Annotated in this window: 17 protein-coding genes and 1 pseudogene; 7 read left to right on the top strand and 11 right to left on the bottom strand. The window is 63.5% G+C overall.

The window, feature by feature from the left end; translation table 11 throughout:
- Positions 1-36: 36 nt before the first annotated feature.
- Positions 37-4,071: a DUF3683 domain-containing protein gene (locus tag QQS38_RS08280; protein ID WP_479644882.1), complete on the bottom strand. Its 4,035-nt coding sequence runs from the start codon at positions 4,069-4,071 to the stop codon at positions 37-39.
- Positions 4,072-4,602: 531 nt separating this feature from the next.
- Between QQS38_RS08280 and ilvA the strand changes: the two genes are divergently transcribed.
- Both ilvA and queF read left to right on the top strand, forming a co-directional pair.
- Positions 4,603-6,132, top strand: a complete 1,530-nt coding sequence (gene ilvA / locus QQS38_RS08275; RefSeq protein WP_479644881.1) for a threonine ammonia-lyase, biosynthetic — start codon at positions 4,603-4,605, stop codon at positions 6,130-6,132.
- Between the two features lie 51 nt (positions 6,133-6,183).
- A complete protein-coding gene (gene queF / locus QQS38_RS08270) occupies positions 6,184-7,008 on the top strand; it encodes an NADPH-dependent 7-cyano-7-deazaguanine reductase QueF (protein WP_479644880.1) in 825 nt (274 codons plus the stop codon).
- A 51-nt stretch (positions 7,009-7,059) separates the two neighbouring features.
- Here queF and QQS38_RS08265 read toward each other — a convergent pair whose 3' ends face one another.
- Positions 7,060-8,553 (bottom strand): N-acyl-D-amino-acid deacylase family protein, encoded by a 1,494-nt coding sequence (locus QQS38_RS08265; RefSeq protein ID WP_479644879.1) that lies wholly within the window; start codon positions 8,551-8,553, stop codon positions 7,060-7,062.
- A 210-nt stretch (positions 8,554-8,763) separates the two neighbouring features.
- On the opposite strand from QQS38_RS08265, the gene QQS38_RS08260 reads away from it, so the two are divergent.
- The gene (locus QQS38_RS08260) at positions 8,764-10,053 is read left to right on the top strand and encodes an amino acid deaminase (RefSeq protein ID WP_479644878.1); all 1,290 of its coding nucleotides are present in this window, start codon (positions 8,764-8,766) and stop codon (positions 10,051-10,053) included.
- A gap of 176 nt (positions 10,054-10,229) precedes the next feature.
- On the opposite strand, the pseudogene QQS38_RS08255 reads toward QQS38_RS08260, so the two are convergent.
- Positions 10,230-10,676: pseudogene (locus QQS38_RS08255) on the bottom strand (MarR family winged helix-turn-helix transcriptional regulator); the annotation flags it as partial.
- Positions 10,677-10,697: 21 nt separating this feature from the next.
- Complete coding sequence (locus QQS38_RS08250; protein WP_479644877.1) at positions 10,698-12,296, bottom strand: MFS transporter; 1,599 nt, start codon at positions 12,294-12,296, stop codon at positions 10,698-10,700.
- Positions 12,297-12,431: 135 nt separating this feature from the next.
- Here QQS38_RS08250 and QQS38_RS08245 point away from each other — a divergent pair, with 135 nt between their 5' ends.
- The gene (locus QQS38_RS08245; protein ID WP_479644876.1) at positions 12,432-13,292 is read left to right on the top strand and encodes an EcsC family protein; all 861 of its coding nucleotides are present in this window, start codon (positions 12,432-12,434) and stop codon (positions 13,290-13,292) included.
- Here QQS38_RS08245 and QQS38_RS08240 read toward each other — a convergent pair.
- The 4 genes from QQS38_RS08240 to QQS38_RS08225 all read right to left on the bottom strand — a co-directional run bounded on the left by QQS38_RS08240 (position 13,256) and on the right by QQS38_RS08225 (position 16,075).
- The gene (locus tag QQS38_RS08240) at positions 13,256-14,212 is read right to left on the bottom strand and encodes an alpha/beta hydrolase (RefSeq protein WP_479644875.1); all 957 of its coding nucleotides are present in this window, start codon (positions 14,210-14,212) and stop codon (positions 13,256-13,258) included. The genes QQS38_RS08245 and QQS38_RS08240 overlap by 37 nt on opposite strands.
- A gap of 105 nt (positions 14,213-14,317) precedes the next feature.
- Positions 14,318-14,749, bottom strand: a complete 432-nt coding sequence (locus QQS38_RS08235; protein ID WP_479644874.1) for a CHRD domain-containing protein — start codon at positions 14,747-14,749, stop codon at positions 14,318-14,320.
- A 125-nt stretch (positions 14,750-14,874) separates the two neighbouring features.
- Complete coding sequence (locus QQS38_RS08230) at positions 14,875-15,267, bottom strand: surface-adhesin E family protein (protein ID WP_479644873.1); 393 nt, start codon at positions 15,265-15,267, stop codon at positions 14,875-14,877.
- Between the two features lie 235 nt (positions 15,268-15,502).
- Positions 15,503-16,075 carry a transglycosylase SLT domain-containing protein gene (locus tag QQS38_RS08225; protein WP_479644872.1) on the bottom strand — a complete coding sequence of 191 codons (573 nt, stop codon included), beginning with the start codon at positions 16,073-16,075 and terminating at the stop codon, positions 15,503-15,505.
- Positions 16,076-16,664: 589 nt separating this feature from the next.
- Between QQS38_RS08225 and QQS38_RS08220 the strand changes: the two genes are divergently transcribed.
- From QQS38_RS08220 to QQS38_RS08210, 3 genes are read left to right on the top strand one after another with little or no spacing between them, the layout of a single operon-like run.
- A complete protein-coding gene (locus QQS38_RS08220; RefSeq protein ID WP_479644871.1) occupies positions 16,665-17,753 on the top strand; it encodes an ATP-grasp fold amidoligase family protein in 1,089 nt (362 codons plus the stop codon).
- A gap of 11 nt (positions 17,754-17,764) precedes the next feature.
- Positions 17,765-18,511: a DUF6875 domain-containing protein gene (locus QQS38_RS08215; protein WP_479644870.1), complete on the top strand. Its 747-nt coding sequence runs from the start codon at positions 17,765-17,767 to the stop codon at positions 18,509-18,511.
- A gap of 31 nt (positions 18,512-18,542) precedes the next feature.
- Complete coding sequence (locus tag QQS38_RS08210; RefSeq protein ID WP_479644869.1) at positions 18,543-19,571, top strand: methyltransferase; 1,029 nt, start codon at positions 18,543-18,545, stop codon at positions 19,569-19,571.
- Positions 19,572-19,682: 111 nt separating this feature from the next.
- On the opposite strand, the gene QQS38_RS08205 is transcribed toward QQS38_RS08210, so the two are convergent.
- Genes QQS38_RS08205 through QQS38_RS08195 form a run of 3 tightly spaced genes read right to left on the bottom strand, consistent with a single transcriptional unit; the run spans position 19,683 to position 21,651 of the window.
- Positions 19,683-19,979: a hypothetical protein gene (locus QQS38_RS08205; RefSeq protein ID WP_479644868.1), complete on the bottom strand. Its 297-nt coding sequence runs from the start codon at positions 19,977-19,979 to the stop codon at positions 19,683-19,685.
- A gap of 11 nt (positions 19,980-19,990) precedes the next feature.
- Positions 19,991-20,956: a DMT family transporter gene (locus QQS38_RS08200; protein ID WP_479644867.1), complete on the bottom strand. Its 966-nt coding sequence runs from the start codon at positions 20,954-20,956 to the stop codon at positions 19,991-19,993.
- Positions 20,953-21,651, bottom strand: coding sequence for a 2OG-Fe dioxygenase family protein (locus QQS38_RS08195; RefSeq protein ID WP_479644866.1), 699 nt, complete (start codon positions 21,649-21,651; stop codon positions 20,953-20,955). Before QQS38_RS08195 ends, QQS38_RS08200 begins: the two co-directional genes overlap by 4 nt.
- Between the last annotated feature and the right edge of the window lie 6 nt (positions 21,652-21,657).

The following is a 21,657-nucleotide window of genomic DNA, read 5'->3' as shown; positions in this document are numbered from 1 at the left end:
GCGGTTACACACGTGCGCAGTTGCACGCGTGCGCTATTACACCAGCACGCGCTCGATCCCGCCATCGTTCGCGCGTTCGACGTAATCGGCCATCCAGTTCTCGCCCAAAATGAGGCGAGCCATCTCGACGACGATATAGTCGGCTTCGATATCGGCATCCTCGTTGTAGCGCGAGAGGCCTTGCAAGCACGACGGGCAGCTCGTCAATATCTTGACGTCGGCCGAGCCGTTGCCGCCCGCGCCCTCGGCCCCGCTCGTGCCCGGGTTCGCCGCGGCGACAGGAATCTCGCGCAGTTTGGCCGCGCCCTTGCGGATTTCTTCTTCCTTACGGAAGCGCACCTGCGTCGAAATGTCGGGGCGGGCCACCGCGAAAGTGCCCGACTCGCCGCAACAGCGCTCGTTTTTCTCGATCTTGTAGCCGTCGTTGCTCGAGCCCATCAGCTCATTGACGAGCTTGATGGAATCCATCGTTTTGATCGGCGTATGGCACGGGTCGTGGTACATGTAGCGCGTGCCTTTGACGCCGTCGAGCTTGATCCCCTTTTCCAGCAGGAACTCGTGGATGTCGATGATGCGGCAGCCTGGGAAGATCTTCTCGAATTCGTACCCGGCAAGCTGGTCGTAGCAGGTGCCGCACGAAACCACCACGGTTTTGATGTCGAGATAGTTCAGCGTATTGGCCACCCGGTGAAACAGCACCCGGTTATCGGTGACGATCTTCTCCGCTTTGTCGTATTGCCCAGCGCCGCGCTGCGGATAGCCGCAGCACAGGTAGCCCGGCGGCAGCACCGTCTGCACGCCCGCTTCCCATAGCATGGCCTGCGTCGCGAGGCCCACCTGGGAGAACAGCCGCTCGGAGCCGCAGCCAGGGAAGTAGAACACCGCTTCCGAATCCACGGTCGTCGTCTTCGGATTGCGGATGATCGGCACGATCTTGTTGTCCTCGATATCGAGCAACGCGCGCGCCGTCTTCTTCGGCAAATTGCCGGGCATCTTCTTGTTGACGAAGTGGATCACCTGCTCGACCACCGGCCGTTTGCCCGTCGTCGCGGGCGGATGCGCCGTTTGCTTCTTGGCGAACTTCTTCAAGATGTCGCTGCCGAGTCGCTGCGCCTTGTAGCCGACGCCCATCATCGCCGCGCGGACGAGGTTGATCGTCTGCGGATTGGTCGCGTTCAGGAAGAACATGCCCGCAGCCGAACCGGGGTTGAACTTCTTCTTGCCCATCTTGCGCAACAAGTTGCGCATGTTCATCGTGACATCGCCGAAGTCGATCTTGACCGGGCACGGCGTCACGCATTTATGGCACACCGTGCAGTGATCCGCCACGTCGTTGAATTCGTCCCAGTGCTTGATCGACACGCCGCGGCGCGTCTGCTCTTCGTACAAGAACGCCTCGATCAGCAGCGAGGTGGCCAAGATCTTGTTGCGCGGGCTGTACAGCAAGTTCGCGCGCGGCACGTGCGTCGCGCACACGGGTTTGCATTTGCCGCAACGCAGGCAATCCTTCACCGAATCGGCAATCGCACCGATATCGGATTGCTGCATGATCAGCGATTCGTAGCCCATGAGGCCGAAGCTCGGCGTGTACGCGTTGCGCAGGTCGGCGCCCGGCAACAGCTTGCCCTTGTTGAAGCGGCCCTGCGGGTCGATGCGCTCCTTGTACGCGCGGAAATCGGCGATCTCGTCTTCCGTCAGGAATTCGAGCTTCGTGATGCCGATGCCATGCTCGCCCGAGATCACGCCGTCGAGCGAGCGCGCCAGCTTCATGATGCGCTCGACGGCCTTGTGCGCGTCTTGCAGCATCTCGTAGTTGTCGGAGTTCACGGGGATGTTCGTATGGACGTTGCCGTCGCCCGCGTGCATGTGCAACGCGACGAACACGCGAGCGCGCAGCACGCGCTTGTGAATCGCCTGCGCTTCGTCGAGGATCGGTTTGAACTCGCCGCCGTTGAAAATCTGGCGCAGCTCGGCGCGGATTTCCTGCTTCCACGAGGCACGAATCGTCCGGTCTTGCGTCACGTGGAAAACCGTCACGCCCGGTTGATCGTCCACGCGGTCGGCGAACTTTTCCGCAAGCGCCTCGTAGCCCAACTGCACGAGGTAGTGCTGCGCCTCGCGCAGCGGCAAGTCGAGCTTGTCGCGCAGGAAGGTCCAGCGCGCACGCACGCGCTGCAGCAGTTGCTGCGCCTGCTGCACGCGGTCTTCGAGCAACTCGGCGCTCGGAATCTCGTTGGCGTCGTCGGTCTTGCCGAGCGGCAAGTTGCCGCCCCGGAAGAACGCTTCGAGCGCATCGACGAGCTGCAGCTTGTTCTTGATCGAGAGCTCGATGTTGATGCGCTCGATGCCGTCGGTGTACTCGCCCATCCGGTTCAACGGGATGACCACGTCTTCGTTGATCTTGAAGGCGTTCGTATGCTTGGCGATCGCGGCCGTGCGGCTGCGGTCGAGCCAGAAACGCTTGCGCGCCTCCGCGCTGACGGCGACGAACCCCTCGCCGCTCTTGCCGTTGGCCATGCGCACGACTTCCGAGGTGGCCGTGGCCACCGCATCGGCGTCATCGCCGACGATATCGCCGATCAGGACCATTTTCGGAAACGCGTTGCGCTTCGATTTCGTCGCGTAGCCGACCGCGCGCAGGTAGCGCTCGTCCAAGTGCTCGAGCCCGGCGAGGATCGCGCCGCCGCGCTTGGAAGTCTCGAACAGGTAATCCTTGATTTCGACGATGCTCGGAATCGCATCGCGCGCCTGCCCGAAAAATTCCAGGCAAACCGTGCGCGTGTGGGCCGGCATCTTGTGCAGCACCCAGCGCGCCGATGTGATCAAGCCGTCGCAGCCCTCCTTCTGCACGCCCGGCAGCCCGGAGAGGAATTTGTCGGTCACGTCTTTGCCAAGCCCTTCCTTGCGGAAGCGCCGGCCTTCGATCGAGAGCGTCTCGGTGCGCAGCAGGCGCTCGCCCGGACCGAATTCGCCGTCGAACCACTTCAGCTCGAAGCGCGCGACGTCGACGTCGTGGATCTTGCCGCGATTGTGCTCGAGCCGCGTGACTTCGAGCCAGTTACCCTCCGGATCGACCATCCGCCACCAGGCCAGGTTGTCGAGCGCCGTTCCCCACAGCACGGCCTTCTTGCCGCCCGCGTTCATCGCCACGTTGCCGCCGATGCAGGAGGCGTCGAGCGAGGTCGGGTCGACGGCGAACACATACCCCGCGGCCTCGGCCGCCTCGGTCACCCGGCGCGTGACGACGCCTGCGCCCGAGAAGATCGTCGGAGTTTTGGTCGGCACGCCCGGCAGCTCCGTCAGTTCGACGGCGCCTAGCTGCTCCAGCTTTTCCGTGTTGATGACGGCCGCAAAGGGCGTGAGCGGCACGGCGCCGCCGGTGTAGCCCGTGCCGCCTCCCCGTGGGATCACCGTCAGTCCGAGCTCGAAGCACGCTTTGACGAGACGCGCCATCTCGGCTTCCGTATCAGGCGTCAACACGACGAACGGATACTCGACGCGCCAATCGGTCGCATCGGTCACATGCGACACGCGCGAGAGGCCGTCGAAGCGAATGTTGTCCTTCTGCGTGCACCGGCCCAGCGCCTTGGTTGCGCGGCGACGCAACTCGGCCATCGCGCCGAACTCCGCCGCAAACGATTCGACGGCGCCCCGGGCCGCGGCGACGAGCATCTCGACGCGCGCGGCGCGCTCGAGCCCCGCCTCGTCGGCATGCTCGACCAAATCGGCGCGGCGGCGCTTTTCAATTTCGTTCAGGCGGTGGTTCAACGCCTCGATCAGCAAGGCGCGCCGCTTCGGATTGTCGAGCAGATCGTCTTGCAGATACGGGTTGCGGCGCACCACCCAGATATCGCCGAGCACCTCGTACAACATGCGCGCCGAACGGCCCGTACGGCGCTCGGCGCGCAGCTCGTCGAGGACTTTCCACGGTTCGTCGCCGAGCAGGCGGATCACGATCTCGCGATCGGAGAACGACGTGTAGTTGTACGGAATTTCGCGCAAGCGCGGTTCGGCGTCGGCGGCGACAGTGGCCGCGGCGCCATGCGGGTCGAAGACTTGAGGTGCGTTCATGGTCGGACGGATCGATGGGCCGGAGCAAAGCGTCGATCGACGACTGCGGCCGGCAATGCGCGACACGCGCAATGATTTTTGGAAACTGGGCGTCGAGGGCTAGCGGCCGTGGCGCGGGTAGGCGCAAGCGCGGCCGACTCGAATCAGAAGCGCGCTAGCCGCACGATCGTGCGTGACGGGCATGCCGCTGCGCCGCGGGACGCGCTTCCCGCGGGGCTTGGGTGGGTGGGGCGGTCCGTGGCTGCCAGCGCATTATCCGGTCCTGGTCTTAAAACAGGATTCTACCGCATCATCCCGATATGCGTGGACCGTCGATTTCGCGGCGAGCCCAGCCTCGGCGGCGCGCCCGAAACACTGGTCTCGCGGGCCGCGCGCGCCCAACCGACCGTCCGTCCGGTCAATGCCGCTGCGCCTCCCGATTCGCTTCGAAACGCCGTGCATTGCCACGCCAACGAGGAAAAGCGTAGGCCGTTGGCGCTATCATTGACGTTTTCGCATCCGTACCTACGCCAAGCGCTGCGCGCAACTCCCATGTCCTCGTCCCACGATTACCTGAAGAAGATCCTGACCGCCCGCGTGTACGACGTGGCCCGAGAAACGGAACTCGAACCGGCGCGCAATTTGTCGGCTCGCCTGTCCAATCGCGTTTTTCTGAAGCGTGAGGACAACCAACCCGTCTTCTCGTTCAAGTTGCGCGGCGCGTACAACAAGATGGTTCACATCGACGCCGACGCGCTCTCGCGCGGGGTCATTACCGCCTCGGCGGGCAACCACGCGCAAGGCGTCGCCTATTCGGCCGCGCGCCTGGGCGTCAAAGCCGTCATCGTCGTGCCGGTCACGACGCCGCAAGTGAAGGTGGACGCCGTGCGCGCGCATGGCGGGCCGACGGTCGAAGTCGTGCAAGTCGGCGAATCGTACAGCGACGCCTATGCGCATGCGATCGAACTGCAAAAGGCGCGGGGCCTGACCTTCGTGCACCCGTTCGACGATCCGTACGTGATCGCGGGCCAAGGCACGGTCGCGATGGAAATCCTGAGCCAGCATCAGGCGCCCATCCACGCTATTTTCGTGCCGATCGGCGGCGGCGGCCTCGCCTCGGGAATCGCCGCCTACGTCAAAGCCGTGCGCCCGGACATCTTGGTCATCGGCGTGCAAACGGAAGACTCGTGCGCGATGGCGCGGTCGGTGCGCGTGGGCGAACGCGTGACGCTTCAGGAGGTGGGTCTCTTCTCGGACGGCACGGCCGTCAAGCTCGTGGGCGAGGAAACCTTCCGCCTGTGCCGCGAGCTCTTGGACGACATTCTCACGGTCGACTCCGACGCCCTGTGCGCCGCCATCAAGGACGTCTTTCAGGACACGCGCAGCGTGCTGGAACCGGCGGGCGCCTTATCGGTGGCCGGGGCCAAGCAGTATGCCGAACGCACGGGCGTGACCGGAAAAACGCTGGTGGCGGTCACCTCCGGCGCAAACATGAACTTCGATCGCATGCGCTTCGTCGCCGAACGGGCCGAGGTGGGCGAGGCGCGCGAAGCGGTCTTCGCCGTGACGATTCCCGAGGAGCGCGGCAGCTTCAAGCGCTTTTGCGAGCTCGTGGGCGGCGAGCGCAGCGTGACCGAATTCAACTATCGGATCGCCGATGCCAGCGCGGCGCATATCTTCGTCGGCGTGCAGATCAAGAGCCGCGGCGAATCGGCAGCCATTGCGAGCACGTTCGAAGCGCATGGTTTTCCCACCGTCGATCTCACGGGCGACGAGCTCTCCAAGCAGCACATCCGCTACATGGTGGGCGGCCGCTCGCCGCTCGCGCACGACGAGCGCCTGTTCCGCTTCGAATTTCCGGAGCGCCCCGGCGCGCTGATCAAGTTTCTCTCGTCGATGGCGCCCGATTGGAACATCAGCCTGTTCCATTACCGCAACCAAGGCGCGGATTACAGCTCGATTCTGGTCGGCATCCAAGTGCCGCAAGCGGATAACGCGGCGTTCGCGGGGTTCTTGTCGACGCTCGGCTATCCGTATTGGGACGAAAGCAGCAATCCTGTTTACCGGCTGTTTCTTGCATGAGGCCCGCCAGGCGCGCGTGCTAATGCCGGCGCCCGAACATCACCGAATCCAATGACTCCCGAACACTCTGCGCTCGGCAAGAGCACGACCTACACCGAGCAGTACGATCCGGCGCTGCTGTTTCCGATCGCCCGCAGCCAAGCGCGCGAAGCGATCGGGATCGGCGCGGCGCTGCCGTTCTTCGGCACCGACATCTGGAACGCTTACGAGCTGTCCTGGCTCAATACGCGCGGCAAGCCGCAGATCGCCATCGCGACGTTCTTCGTGCCGGCCGAATCGCCGAACATCGTCGAATCGAAATCGTTCAAGCTTTATCTCGGCTCGTTCGCGCAAACGCAGGTCGATTCGATCGACGCGCTGCGCGACACGCTCAAGCGCGACATATCCTCGGCATGCGGCGCGACCGTCTCGGTGCGGCTCACCGCGCCCAGCGATTTCGGCAAGCTCGAATTCGACGAGTTCGAAGGACTCTCGCTCGATCGGCTCGATCTCGATGCGAACGTATACGCGCCCGATCCGACACTGCTCAAGGCCGCGCTCGACGAAGCGCCCGTCGAAGAAACCGTGTACTCGAATCTGTTGAAGTCCAATTGCCCGGTGACGGGGCAACCGGATTGGGGCAGCGTGCAAATTCACTATGTCGGCCCGCAAATCGATCATGCGGGGCTGCTGCGCTACATCATCTCGTACCGTTCGCACACGGGCTTTCATGAGCAATGCGTGGAGCGCATCTTCATCGACATCCTGCGCGAGTGCCGTCCCCTGAAATTGGCCGTCTACGCTCGTTATACGCGCCGCGGCGGGCTCGACATCAATCCGTTCCGCACCAACTACAATCTGCCGATGCCCGACAACGCGCGCACCGCACGGCAATAGCGTGGCGCGGCGCCGGCGCCAATACGCCGGCATGCCGTTTTTTCGTACGGCTCAGAACGGTTCGGCTGCAGGCGCGATCGCGTCCCCCGCAACCACTGCCCCGCGCGGCACGAAGCGGCCCGCGCGCTCCCCCGAGGCCGCACGGTCGCGGTACGACAGCACGCCGTTGACCCAGACGGCGTCGATCCCGTCGGCCACTTGGCGCGGATTGTCGAAGGTCGCGGCATCGCGCACGCGCGCAGGATCGAAAAGCACGAGATCCGCGTGGTAGCCGACATGAATTTCGCCGCGACGCTCGAGGCCGAAGCGACGCGCCGACAGCCCCGTCATCTTCCGCACGGCGTCCTCCAACGGGATCAATTGCACGTCGCGCGCGTAATGACCGAGCACGCGCGGGAACGTGCCCCATAGCCGGGGGTGCGGCAGCGGATCGTTCGGCAGGCCGTCGGAGCCGACCATCGTCGCCGGATGCGCGAGGATGCGCCGCACGTCCTCCTCGGACATGTTGTGATAAACCGCGCCGGCCGGTTGCAAACGCTGCGCCGCTTCCTGCTGCGTCACGCCCCATTCGCTTGCGATCGCCGACAGCAACTTGCCCGCGGCTTCAGGATGAGGCGTCGACCAGGTCACGGTGATGTCGATGTCGCCCGTGACCTGCTTCAGATCGAGCGTCGTCGAACTCCGGTCGTAGGGATAACAATCGCAGCCGATGCGCTGCGCGTCTCGCGCGCGCTCGAGGGCGGCCAGCACCTCGATGCTGCGTCCCCAGTTGCGCGGGCCCGCACATTTCAAATGGGAGACGATCACCGGCACGCGCGCATGACGGCCGATGCGGCAGGCTTCGTCGAACGCTTCCAAGATGGCTTCGAATTCGCTGCGCATATGCGTCGCGTAGAGCGCCCCTGCTTGCGCGAGCGGCTCGGCGAGCGCCATCACCTCCTCGGTCGGCGCGCTGAACGCCGACGCATAAGCGAGCCCCGAGCTCAACCCGAGCGCGCCGTGCTCGAGCGCCTCGACGAGTTGCGCGCGCATTGCTTCGATTTCAGCGGGCGTGGCGGCTCGATCGAGCCGATCCATATGATTGTTGCGCAATGCCGTATGGCCGACCAACGCCGCCACGTTGACGGCCGGGCGCGCGACGTTGACGGCGTCGACATACGCGGCGAACGTCGGATAGCGAAAGGCGTCGCGCTCGCCGAGCAGGTTCATCGGATCGGGCGGTTGCGCACGCAGCGTCACGGGCGAGGCACTGATGCCGCAGTTGCCGACGATCACGGTGGTGACCCCCTGCGAAAGCTTGGGCAACATGTCCGGTTCGCGAATGGCGTGCGTATCGTCGTGCGTATGGACGTCGATGAAACCCGGCGCAAGCGCGCGGCCGTCCGCCTCGACGATCTCTTCCGCAATCCAATTGGACAAGTTGCCGACGGCTGCGATTTTATCGCCGCGAATGGCAACGTCGCGCACGACCGGCGGCTTGCCGGTGCCGTCGTAGAGCGTTGCGCCGTAGATGAGCGTATCGGCGGCTTCGGGATGTGAATGCATCAGGCGTCTCCGAATGCGAGTGCGGGTGCGATTGGCGATTGCCGGCGCGGCGGCAGCGAGTTGGACGCGGGTTTCGGCGTGGCGATAGCCCGGCGGCAAGTCCAACGGCGCGACATCGACGATTCGGGCAATCCTACTCGCACTTTCGGTACCATGGGAACCCAAACGCCGGCTATGCCGCCGGCGCACGTTTATGCGAGGACGATTCCGATGACATTGACGATGACGAGCTACTCGGCAGCATCTATCGATCCGCTCGGCAAGGGGCTTGGCACGGTCCCGAGCGCGAGCGTGCCCCTCGCTCAAGCCGCGAATCTCGAATGGAACCTGCTGGACGAGGACGTGAGCTTGCCGGCCGCCGTTCTGTACGAGGACCGGATCGAGCACAACCTCAAATGGATGCAGGCGTTCGTCTCCGAGTACGGCGTGAAGCTCGCTCCGCACGGCAAGACGACCATGGCGCCGCAGCTTTTTCGGCGGCAGATCGAGACGGGCGCCTGGGGCATCACCCTCGCGACCGCGCATCAGACGCGGGCGGCCTATCACGGCGGCATCGAGCGCGTGTTGATGGCGAACCAATTGGTCGGCAAGCGCAACATGGCGATGATCGCCGAATTGCTGAGCGATCCGGACTTCGAATTCTTCTGCCTGGTCGATTCGATCGACGGCGTCGACCAACTCGGCACCTTCTTCAAGGCGGCGGGCCGCCGCCTGCAAGTGTTGATCGAGCTCGGCGTGGCGGGCGGGCGCACCGGCGTGCGCGACGATGCCCAGTTGGAAGCGGTGCTGTCGGCCATCGCTCGCCATGAGGGAACGCTGCTGCTCGCGGGCATCGAACTGTACGAGGGCATCATCGCCGACGAGCAAGCGGTGCGCGCGTTCTTGCGCCGTGCGGTGCAAACGACCCAACGGCTGGCCGCCGAGGGCGCCTTCCAACGCACGCCGGCCCTGCTTTCCGGCGCGGGCTCGGCCTGGTACGACGTGGTGGCGGAAGAATTCGCGGCCGCGTCCAAAGCTGGTGCGATCGAAGTCGTGCTGCGCCCGGGCTGCTATCTGACCCATGACGTCGGCGTCTACAAGAAAGCGCAAAGCGAAATCCTCGCGCGCAATCCGGTCGCCAAGAAGATGGGCGAGGCGCTCTTGCCGGCGCTGCAGTTGTGGGCTTATGTGCAGTCGATTCCCGAGCCCGATCGAGCGATCGTCGGCTTCGGCAAGCGCGACGCCGCATTCGACGCCGGGATGCCGATTCCCGCGCGCCACTACCGGCCCGGCGCCGGCATTCCCCAACCGCGCGCGATTGCGCCGCAAGAAGGCTGGGAAGTCACGGGGATGATGGATCAGCATGCGTATCTGCGCATTCCCGCGGGCGCCGATCTCAAAGTCGGCGATATGCTGGCGTTCGACATTTCGCACCCTTGTCTGACGTTCGACAAGTGGCGCCAGTTGCTGGTCGTCGATGCGAGCTACCGCGTCAAGGAAGTGGTCGAAACGTTCTTCTGATCGATGGGAACGTGCGGCCGCGCGGCGCCTCTTCAGCGGGTCGGGACCGCCGACGATGAGCCTGCCCCGCGAGAGGCATCGGGCGTCTCTTGCGCATCGGCCGGATCCGACCCATCGGCCGCCTCCGGCGCATCGACGGTATCGGGCGCATCGACGCCAGTGGACTGCACGCTGCCTGCGTCTACCGGCGACGGCACGCATTGCCCGAGCCCGGCGATGCGCGCCTCGAGTTGGGTCAAGGCATCGGACAGGGCGGCCAGGGCTTCATCGGGCAACGCACCCATCGTTTCGCGCAGGAAGACGTTGCGCTGCGGCAAGCTCGCTTCCACGGCGTGTCGCCCTTCGCTCGTCAAGCGCACGTTCGTAATGCGATTGTCACGCGCGTCGATGCTGCGCTCGACCCACCCGATCGCCTCCAGCGCCTTCAATTGACGCGTGAGCGCGCCCGGATCGATACGCAGCCGCTCGACGAGCCGCTTTTGGGACCACGCTCCATCCGGCTCGGTCAACGCGAGCAAGATGCGCCAGCGCGGCATGGCGTGTCCGACCTGCGATTCGAAAGCCGACAGGAACGCCCGGTAGGTTCGGCCGAACTGCTGAACGATGGCGACGTAATCTTCCATGGTGTAACCCTTATTGCTCGGCTATTCGGCCGCGGGCGCGGACTGCGCGCGGCGCGTGATATTGACATGGGGCACGCGCCTGCACTGCCAGAACGCCACGAGCGCAACCACGGCCGCTACGGCAATCCCTGCGTGAATCGCCGTCACGAGCGCCTCGCGCGCCTGCTCGAGCAGCGCCGCTCCATCGCTGCGGCCGGCATGGGCAAACGCATCGAGCAGGCTGTGCTGCGCGTCGCGATTGACGAGGATTTGCGGGTCGCGCATGGTCGGCCACCACCGCTCCGCATTGCCCGCGGTCAGTGCATTGCGCACACCGCGCGCATAAAGATGCGTGATCAACGTGCCGGTAACAGCCGCGCCGAACATGCCTCCGATCATGCGCAGCGATTGCAGCAGCGCCGTCGCGATACCCAAATGCTCGCGCCCCGCCGTTTCCTGAGCGAAGACCGTGAGATTCGGCAGCACGAACCCTAGCCCCACGCCGCCGAGCATCATCCATCCCATCAACAGCGCATGCGGCATGACGCGCGTGGCGAGCGCGGTGCCCGCACAAGAGCACGCGAGCAACGCACAACCGACGTAGAGCATCGCATTGGGGCGCGGGATGCGCGTCACGATGCGGCCGTTGACGATGCTGCCGATCGTGATGAATACGACGAGCGGCGTCACGAGCAAGCCGGCATCCTTCGGCGAGAGCCCGAAGCCCCCTTGCAACAGCAGCGGCGCATAAAAGATCAGGGAGAACATCGAAAAACCGCACAGCAGCGAGAGCGCGAAGAGCGCTGCGAGGCTGCGGTTGGAGAACATATCGAGCGGGAGAATCGGCTGCGCGGCGCGCCCTTCCCACTTCCACAACGCTACGGCAGCCACGGCGGCGAGCACCGCGAGCGCCGCCACGCCCGTCGAAAAACCGTGTTGCGACAGCGATTCGACGAGCAACTGCAGCGCGCCGAGCGCAACCGCGATCAACAGCGAACCGGGCCAATCCAACCGAATTTTGCCGCGTGTTTCGATATGCCGTAGATGCGGCAGATAGCGCCAAACGAAAATCAGCGACAGCAGTCCCACGGGCAGATTGACGTAGAAGGCCGAGCGCCAGCCGTAATACTGGGTCAGGAAACCGCCTAGCGACGGCCCGATCGCATTGGCAATGCCGAATGCCGAACTCATCAGCACTTGCCAGCGCAGACGCACGACCGAATCCGGAAACAGATCGGGAATGCACGCAAAGGCGGTGCCGACGAGCATGCCCCCGCCTATGCCCTGCAAAGCGCGCGCAAGCACGAGAAACAGCATGCTGTTGGCCGCGCCGCACAGCACCGATGCGCCCGTGAACACGACGATCGAAGCGATCACGAACGGTTTGCGCCCGAAGTAATCGCCCAGGCGCCCAAAGATCGGGACCGTGATGACCGAGGTGAGCAAATAGGACGTGGCCACCCACGCGTACAGCTCGAAACCGCGCAATTCCGCCACGATGGTCGGCAACGCCGTGCCGACCACGGTCTGGTCGAACGCGACGAGCATCGTGACGAACGAGATGCCGAGCATCGCCAGCAGCGACTCTCGAAACGGCAGGAGTTGCCCCCGCGAATGTTGGGGCGCGGTGTGGACGGCCATTTTTGTAAGCGCAATCGTTGACGAGTCAAAGAATGCGAAATGATAGCATGGCGAACTCCCGATTGGCTGGCGGCAGGTGTCGGCATAGACTCGGAGAAACCGCTAAACTTCGGCGTTCATTCGCCAACTTACCGCATGGAACCGATACCTATCGCTGGCGAGCAGCTCTCCGCCGAAGATCTGGTCACGCTGGCGAAGGCCAAGCGGGCGCTCGAGACGCAACCCTTGGCGATGAAACTGGCAGATGCGGTGGGTGCGCCGCTCGAGCGGCTAATGGCGCGCTTGCCGCCCTCGGCGCACGCGACGATCGCCGATGCAACGCGGCGCTCGCTCGAGAAAGCCCTTCAAGCGGCCGTGGCGACGCTCGGCGCGCCCGCATTCGCCCCCGGCGAAAATGCATCCACGCCCAGCGGCGCGATGGCGAAACCGCGCGACTGGCTGCACAAGGCGGCGGTGGCGACAACGGGCGCCGCCGGTGGCGCATTCGGGTTGATCGCGTTGCCGGCCGAGTTGCCGGTTACGACGACGCTCATGTTCCGCTCCATTTGCGACATCGCCCGTAGCGAAGGCGAGGACTTGCGCGGCTTCGATGCGAGGCTTCAGTGCCTGGCGGTGTTCGGCATGGGCCGCAGCGTGCAGGCAGAAGAAGCCGACCTGGGCTACTTCATCGCGCGCGGCGCGCTCGCGCAGGCCGTCTCGAAGGCATCGTCGGAGTTGGCGAGCAAAGGGGTCGCCGCGCATGGCGCGCCGGCGCTCGTGCGGCTCATGAACGCGATCGCCGCCCGCTTTTCCGCGCAGGTCAGCGAGCAAGTGGCCGCCAAGTCGATCCCCGCGATCGGCGCCGTGCTCGGCGCGCTCGTCAACACAGTCTTCATCGACCACTTTCAGCAAACGGCGCACGGGCATTTCGCCGTGCGCCGTCTCGAGCGGCGTTACGGGAGCGAGATCGTGCAAGCCGCTTATCGCAGCGTCGCGCCCGGCTCCGGTTCCGGCTGAGCCGCATGCTCGCACGCGTGAAGCCGCACGAACTGCGCCGCGCGCTCCAGCGCGCGCTTCGCTTCCGGCACGAATGGCGTCCACAGATGCCAGACGTGCGGTAACTCGGGCCATACTTCCAACTCGACGCGCACCCCTGCAGCGCTGGCGCGATCGGCCACGCGGCGAGCATCGTCGAGCAACACCTCGGTGCTGCTCGCCTGAATCAAGAGCGGCGGCAATCCGGAGAAATCGGCGTACAACGGCGACAGATAGGGATCGGTCGGGTTCGCGTCGCCCACGTAGAATTTCGCTGCCCGGCCGATCGCGGCCCCGCAGAACATCGGATCGCGTCCGTCGTTCGATTCGAGCGTGCGTCCCGTGGCGGCAAGGTCGGTCCACGGCGAAAACAGCACGCCGGCGGCCGGTAGAGGATCGCCGGCGTCGCGCAAGGCGACGAGCGTGGCCAACGCAAGGCCGCCGCCGGCCGAATCCCCGGCGATGACGAGCGATTCGGGTGACGTGCCATCGGCGAGCAAGCGCCGGTATGCCGCCAGCGCATCGTCGAGCGCGGCCGGGAACGGATGCTCGGGCGCCAGGCGGTAATCGAGCGAAAACGTGCGAGCCCGGGCCCGCGCGGCAAGGCCGAAGACGAGGGCACGATGCGACGCTGGTGAGCAAAAGTAATAGCCGCCGCCGTGGCAATACAACATCGTGCGCGCGGGCGAGCCGGCGGCTTCGGGTTCCAGCCACTCGCCGCGCAACGGCGCATCGCTCGGTTCATCGCGCACGGTCAACCGCCAGCCCGATGGGGCCGATACCCTCCGAATGCGCGTGGCCGCATGCGCACGCGCGCGTTCGACGCTCACGTGCGGTTTCAGGGTTTCGGGGCGAAACTGCCGCTTCAGCAGCCAACAGGCGACGGCGCTTTGCCAGCTCATCGCGGCGCCCCCCGCGAACGATGACGAACCGCTCTCACGTCAGACGCGCCGGCGCGCGAGGCCGGCAACGAGCCGACGCGACTTGACGGGCCCGCACTCGCGAAACTATTGCGGCCTGACCTGGCCGCGAATTTCGCCGTTCGGATTCGCTTTGGTGTGGATGTTGAAATACCACTTGCCGGCCATCAAGTCGTTCGCATCGGTATCGCTCAGCGTTTTGGAGCCGGTGATCGGATTGGCCAACTTGTCTTTCGGGATCGGCACGACGGGCGGCGCATTGCTGCCCACGGCCGCCGGGCCATGGAAATGCGCCGCCGTGGCGGGCCCCGTGAGCCCTTGGTAGGAAATGTTCCACTTCAGAACCTTGCTCGACGTGTCGAACTGCGCGTCGAGCTTGCCGCTACCCGGGGACGTCGTAGGCGGCACTTCGCTCGACGGTTCTAGATTCGCAGTGAGCCTGACCGTGTCGGCAAAGGCGACGCCCGAAGCGAGCGCCCACAACAACACCGCGACATTCAACTTTCGCATTGCATGCATATTGTTCTCCTGTCGGTAGACGCCGCCGATGCGCCAACACCCGCATCTTGCCCACGGCGTCCCACATACTAGAGCAACTGGAGAAAAAGCGTACAGATGGACCGTGCCGCGCGGCGCGATTGCCGCTAACAGACCCTACGGAACATGGTGTCGACGACCGTGCCGGGGCTCACGGTCACCCATGGCGAATCGGGCGAACGCACTGCGCCCGCAGGTGCGCCGTCGGCGCCCAGATAATGCGTGTCGAGCGTGCGCCACTGCTTACCGCCGCAATCGATTTGATAACGCGTAACCGACACCGCAACGGGTGCGCTCGCCCCGGGCATCATTGCGGGCGCCTTCCATGTCGTTTTCGCCGTGTATTCGATGTAGCCGTCGGAATCGGTTGCAATGCTATCGGTATCGACCGCGTAGGCCAGATCGCTTGCGCTCTTCAATGCGGTCCACTGCGTGGCGTCCGCGTAGGCCATCGAGCCGAATGCAACCGAGAAGACGATAAGTGGGCGGAGCCAATTCATATTCTGTTCCCTGACGTTCGAATTTGGCCCTGCTTGCGAATTCGCTAATTATTTTGGAGTCCTGCGTATTTACCGCGCGACGGATCAGATTCTAGCAGAGCATGCGAGCAGCGCGACAGGCCGCATGTCGCGAATCACGGGGTGCTGGCGGAAAGTGCGGGATAGCGTGCGGCCGCATGCGCTTACCCGAGTCGCATCTACTACGCGAATGCGGTGGAGGCTCATCGGCGCGCCGTCACTGCGGCGATTGCGCGGCAGGCGCTCCGGCATCGCTTGCCGCGCCGGCCATCTGGAAATCCTTCGCGCGCAAGCTGACTTTTTGCGCATAGGCCGAGGAACCGCCGTAGCTTCTGAGCGCGGCGCTCACATCCCCGCGAGCCGATTCGAGGTAGCCGTGCAATATCGCCGATCCCGCCTCGATGTTCGCCGCCGGCTCGGTCAGATCGAGGTTTTTGACGAGGCGCTTATGTGCGGCCGGCACGACCTGCATCAGGCCCGTCGCGCCGTGTGCCCCGCGAGCCCGTTCCTGGAAGCGCGATTCGATCGAGATGATCGCCAGCACGAGCGCCGGCGGCAGCGAATATTTGGATGCGGACGACATCACCGCGGCCGAAATCTGCTCCGCTTTCGCCCGCGCGAGCCCGACTTTGTGCGTGAGCAAGTCGCGAATGCGATGCAACTCTGCGCCCATGGCTGCGCTAGCCGCGGCCGGGGGCTCGGCAACGGGCGTCGAGGCATCGGATTGCTGCGCGATCGCGGGCGCGGCCAGTCCAAGGCATAGGAGCAAAGCGCAAATGAAACGGGGCATGAATGGTAGCGGTGTGACGATGCGCCGCATTATAGCGGCTCGAATCCAACCCCTCAGGGGCCGGATCGGTTTCGTCTGCCGATTACCTCCAGTGCCAACCCGCGCCGGTTAGCCGCGGTTTCATCTCGGCGTGGCTCATGCGAAACGCACTCTGTGCCGCGATGCTCCGGCTGCCTTGCAGTCGGGGCAGGACCGTGTGGGGAAGATCGATGCCCCCATGATCGCTGCGCATTGCACGTTATCGACCGCCTGCCACCGCATGTCCGAAAAACCCGTATTGCAACGCGAAGTCTATTGCAACGCGAAGTCTTAAGCGTGGTTGCGCACAACATTACGCGTTTCTTCTAACTTATTCAGGATATCTCGTCCCAGCACATAACGGCGCACATATACGTAACACAGCTAAACAAATTCCTAGTTGTGTAAGCAAAGATTGCTGCGCAACAGGGCCATAAAATAACTACGTCATAAAGCGCCAAAGATTCCCGACTTCCGGCTCGGCTTATTGCTCGCCCCCATTCCCAATGGTTCTATCGGGGTGCAACCGAAGCCACCGAAAAACACACGAGTCGAAGGGAAGGGCAACACTATGCCGAACGTAGCCGAACCCGATCCGCAGCCGCCTGCCTCGATCGAGCAAACCGGCTGCGAGAGCGTCGCGCTCTTATTGCCGGGCGCGGCGCGCCCCGCATGCGGCGCGCGGGCCGAATCGACGTCCCTGCCTCTGCCTTTCACGCGCGGCGGGGCGGCACGCGCACGTTCCGCTCTAGACGCCAGCCTGCGCAGCGCATGGCGTCGGGCAAAGCGTTTTCTGCCCGACTCGCTGTTTCTATGCTTGTCGCACTGGCGCCATGTGGGCCGCTGGCCCAACCTCGCCAGTCCACGGACCTTCAACGAATTCATTCTCCAGCGCTGTCTGCGCCCAGAGCCGCAATGGAGCGCGCTCGCCGATAAGCTCGCCGTGCGTGCGTTCGTCAAGCAGCGCATCGGCGAGGCGCATCTCGTCCCGCTCATCGCCACCCCCGATGTGTTCGATCGGGCGCTGTTCGATTCGCTGCCGAACGCCTTCGTCATGAAGGCCAATCATGGCTGCGGTTACGTGAAGATCGTCGATGACAAACGGCAAACGTCCTTCGAAGAATTGAGCGGCCTTGCCCAAAATTGGTTGGCGCAGGATTTCTATCGCGCGTCTCGCGAGCGGCATTACCGCCCCATCGAGCCGCGAATTTATTTCGAGCAATTGCTGCTCGACCAAAACGGCCGCGTGCCCGCGGATCTAAAGCTCAATATGTTCGGCCGCGATGCGCACGGCGAGCCAATTATTTACGCCGGCATCGTATCCGACCGTTTCGGCACACCGCACGGGGATGTGTTCGATGTTCGCTGGAACCGCGTCGACATTGCCGTCGGTCACTATCCGCGAAGCGAGATCGCGCCCCCGGCGCCCCCGCATTGGGATGAGATCGTGCGTCTGGCCACGTGCTTGGCGGACGGCCTCGGCTATGTCCGCGTGGATTTGTACGTGCCCGACGGCAAGATTTTTTTCGGAGAGCTGACATTTACCCCGGGCGCCGGCGTATTCCCCTTTCATCCGGATCGAATCGATTACGAATGGGGGCGCCTGTTCGAAGCCACGCTCGATAACGAGAAGCGCAGCGGTCGCAAATACTTCAAATGAGGAAGCACCGTATGAACGAGCAGATGCCAATCACGCCGGCGGCGGAATCGGTTTTCCACGCCCTCGCGCAGATCGAGCGGTCATTGTGCGCGTCGACCGAGATCGACGCGCAGGCCGACGAGCCATTGCGCAGCACGTATGCAACGGGCCTCGCATGGATCCAGCGCTTTATCATGCAACCGCACTCGAACCTGGGACGCAAAGGCGCCGTCTGCCCCTTCGCAAAGCCAGCGCACGAAGAGGAAGCGTTGCTGTTTTGCGCCTTCGATGCGGTGGATATGCCGTTCGCTACCTATATCCACACGTTGATGCGATTGCCGAGCCTATTCGATCGAACGGCCAAGGAGCGCCCCGAGCCGTCCGATCTACTCTCGCTCGCGATTTTTCCGCTCGGCTTGCACGCGGATGCCTGTTACAAGTTCATCGACTGTGCGCATGGGATTTTGAAGCCGTTTTACATGGAGTGCGGATTGATGCTCGGCGAGTTTCATCCCGCCAGCTCGGTGCGCGGCGCGCACTCGCCCGCGTTCCGCCCAATGCGCGCCGACGTGCCGTTCTTCGTGATTCGTGCGATGGCCTTGCACGACATTCTTTTCATCGACGGCGAATCTACGCCGCTCGGCATGCGCGTGCATGAACTCGAGTGCTACCTGCGTTGGAATGCCCACCGGCTACCCGCGAGCGAGAGCGAATGCATCCGCTCGCGGCTCGCGCAACGCAAGGCGCAACTCGTCAGCGATGAAGTCGCTGCCGTTTGAAGCATCGACATTTAAATGGGGATTCGCAACGATGGATGAATTGTCGTGGGAAGAATGGCACTCGCTTTGTGAAATGATGAACGGCTACATCAAAACCCAAGTGCTTTCGAGCGCCTGCGATCTTGGCGTATTCGACGTGATCGAGCGAGGCGCGACGCTTGCCTCATTGCCACGGCAACTCGAAATCGACGCGCATGGCTGCCGCGTATTACTACTTGGGCTCAAGCACCTGAAGCTGATCAGTGTCAGCGAAACGGGCGAAATCCAGAACGCGCCGCTTGCGCGGCGCTGCCTGCTGCGAGGGTCCGCCCAATCGATGGTTCCGTTCGTGCGTCTGAACGACAAGATCCAACATCGCGCCTGCCTGCATTTCACGCAAGCCTTGCGCGAAGGACGCAATGCGGGCCTCGACGAATTTCCGGGCGACACGCCCACGCTCTATGGACGCATGGCGGGCGATCCCGCTCTGGAGCACCTGTTTCATGAAGGCATGGGCGCGTACACGCGGCTGTCGCCGCGCATGATGGCGATCGAGGAATTCAGCAATGTGTCGCGGCTGCTCGATGTCGGCGGCGGCGACGGCACCAATGCAATTCGTCTGTGCGAGCGCTATCCGTCGTTACAGGTGACGCTGATCGACCTACCCTCCGTCATCGAAAAAGCACGAGCGAACATCGCCGCGCGCGGCCTCGAGCAACGCGTGACGTGCGAAGCCGTGGACATGTTCACGGATCCTTGGCCGCAAGAGTGCGACGGCGTGATGTTCTCGCATGTGCTCGAAATCTTTTCGCCGGAGAGAATCCAGTTTCTCTACCGGAAAACACGCGCTTATCTCGCGGACGGCGGTCATTTGTTCGTCTGGTCGCTGATGTGCGACCCGGACGAAGCGGGCGGGTTACAGTCGGTCAAATCGTCGCTGTACTTCGTCACGGTCGCGAGCGGGCAAGGCATGGCCTATCCCGTGCGGGACCATACGACGTGGTTGCGCGACGCCGGCTTCGAAGTGGCCGCCAAGTACGACGCGCGCACGATCGATCACTGTGCGCTCGTCGCGCGCTGATGGCGAATGAGGCGCCTCCTCACCAATATGAGGGGCGAATCGCAGCCGGTCATGGGATAGGGTGACACTGCGACGTGACAGGGGCTGTTGGATGCGGAATCGCCGAATCGGTCACACGTGGTTAGCCTTTTCGAGGAATGCATCGGCCAGGCCGACACAGAGCGGAAGCTTTTCGCCAATGCTTCGGCTTTCCGGCCACACGAAAACCATTCGTATGCCGTCCCTCACGACTTTCGAGGAAAGGCTTGCCAGCGCTTCGCCGGGGTCGAGCAGCACGTGCCGGCACAGTTGCCAGTCCAACAGGTCGGCCAGGCGCTGTGCCCCGGCTGGCCGATCCCCCATGATGCCAACCCGGTCCCCGGGCCTGAGGCCGTAGGCCTTCATGAGCGGGTCGAGATTGCTTTTCACTGCTGGTCTCCTCACGCACCGTGAGTGTTCTTCTTGCCGCTTCTGCTCACAAGGCGGGCGACGATGGAGAAAGGATCGATGCCGCTCGCATAGGCCGCCGCGGCGGCCACGATCAGCACGCCCCCACCTAATTGCGCCGGCGTCAACATCCGCCCGAATGCGAAGAAATCGATAGTCACGGCGACGAGCGGGTACACGAAACTGAGCACCGCGATACTGCTCGTTGCGGCCTTTTTGAAGGCGCCGTACAGCAGTATGTACATGAATGTCGTATGAACGAGCCCCAGTGCGGAAATCGCGGCCATTTGCGAAGGCGAAGCCGGCAAATCGTGGAAATTGGCCAACGGGATGAACACCACGGTCCCGATCACCATGTGACCCACTGCGATCAATTCCGGCCGAAGCGATCGCGAGAGCGACCTCGTAAACAGTGTCGTGGCCGCATAGAGCGTTGCGGCCGCCAGAGCGCACGCGATCCCGAGCCCGTACGCACGATCGTTGTGCTGAACGCCGGGCTGCGCGAGCACGACGAGCCCGGTGAAGGAAAGGACGAGCCAAAGAACGGCCGCGCGCGACGCCCGCTCGCGCCGCACGAGAAACCCTGCGATCAACAGCAGAAACGGCTGCACGTTGTAGACGACGGTGGTGATACCGACGGACGTCAACCGATACGCCGTAAATAGAAAGCACCAATTGGCAATGAGCGTCAAGGCGCCGAAGAACAGGTTGACGCATTCTTGCCTGCCGAGCCGCAGCGAGCGAAAGTACCCTCGAGAAAAACAATAGGTTGCGAGCCCCACGGAGCCGATGGTGCAACGGAACCATACGACGTTGAAGGGGCTTTGCCGCGACATCAGCACGAAGAACCCGATGGTCCCGGAGATGACCATCGCAATCGACATATATAGTTGACCGATCCGCTCGTCGGACATCTGGTGGCCTCGCCCGGCCGTCTGTCGGTGCAATTGCCCGCTCATTTCTGCTGGACCTCCGCCTCGAGGTTGACCAGCATCACGTCGCGGTACGCGGTGCCTTCGGTCGCCCCCAGAGGCGTCACCGCGTGCTTCTTCGCGCGATCGACGATCAACGTATCGAACGGATTCGACAGCCTCAGAACGTTCGTGGGTTTGCTGTCCATTTCCGAAATCACGCTGTCCGCTCCGATCGCATTTCGCGTCAATTCGATCAAATGAATGAAAACCAACGGCTCGTCATCGAGATGCAGCCAGACCGGAGAGCTGTACGACGCCCCGCCGCAGTTCGCTTTGTATCGAATGAAATGCACGCTGATGTTGACGCTCTCCTGCCCCACGCGGTCGCAATACTCATCGATGTAACGGCTATCGCACACGAAAAGATGGCGAAAGACCCGGTTTTCAAGAATCGATTCATCGATCGCCGGAAACACTCTGACGCGCCCGCCGTCGCTATCGTTGGCGCCGTACGACTGAAAGTACGACTGACTCGGATTCAGGCGTATCTGCGCCGTCTTTCTGTCGTACACGATCTTGATCATCGCCCGATCGCGCACCGCAGCGTAAGGATCAGGCTTCACCTGTGCATCGTAAAAGCGCCTGAACGATCGGTAATCCTCGTCCGCCAGCCCTTCGTAGTACGCGCTGCCGGGCACGAACTTGAAGCCGTTCACGATATTGATAAGTTCTCTTTTCATATTCGT

This window comes from Trinickia sp. Z7 (genome assembly GCF_056498045.1).
Note: the sequence above shows the minus strand (reverse complement) of the source record. Positions and strands in the feature narration are given on the sequence as shown.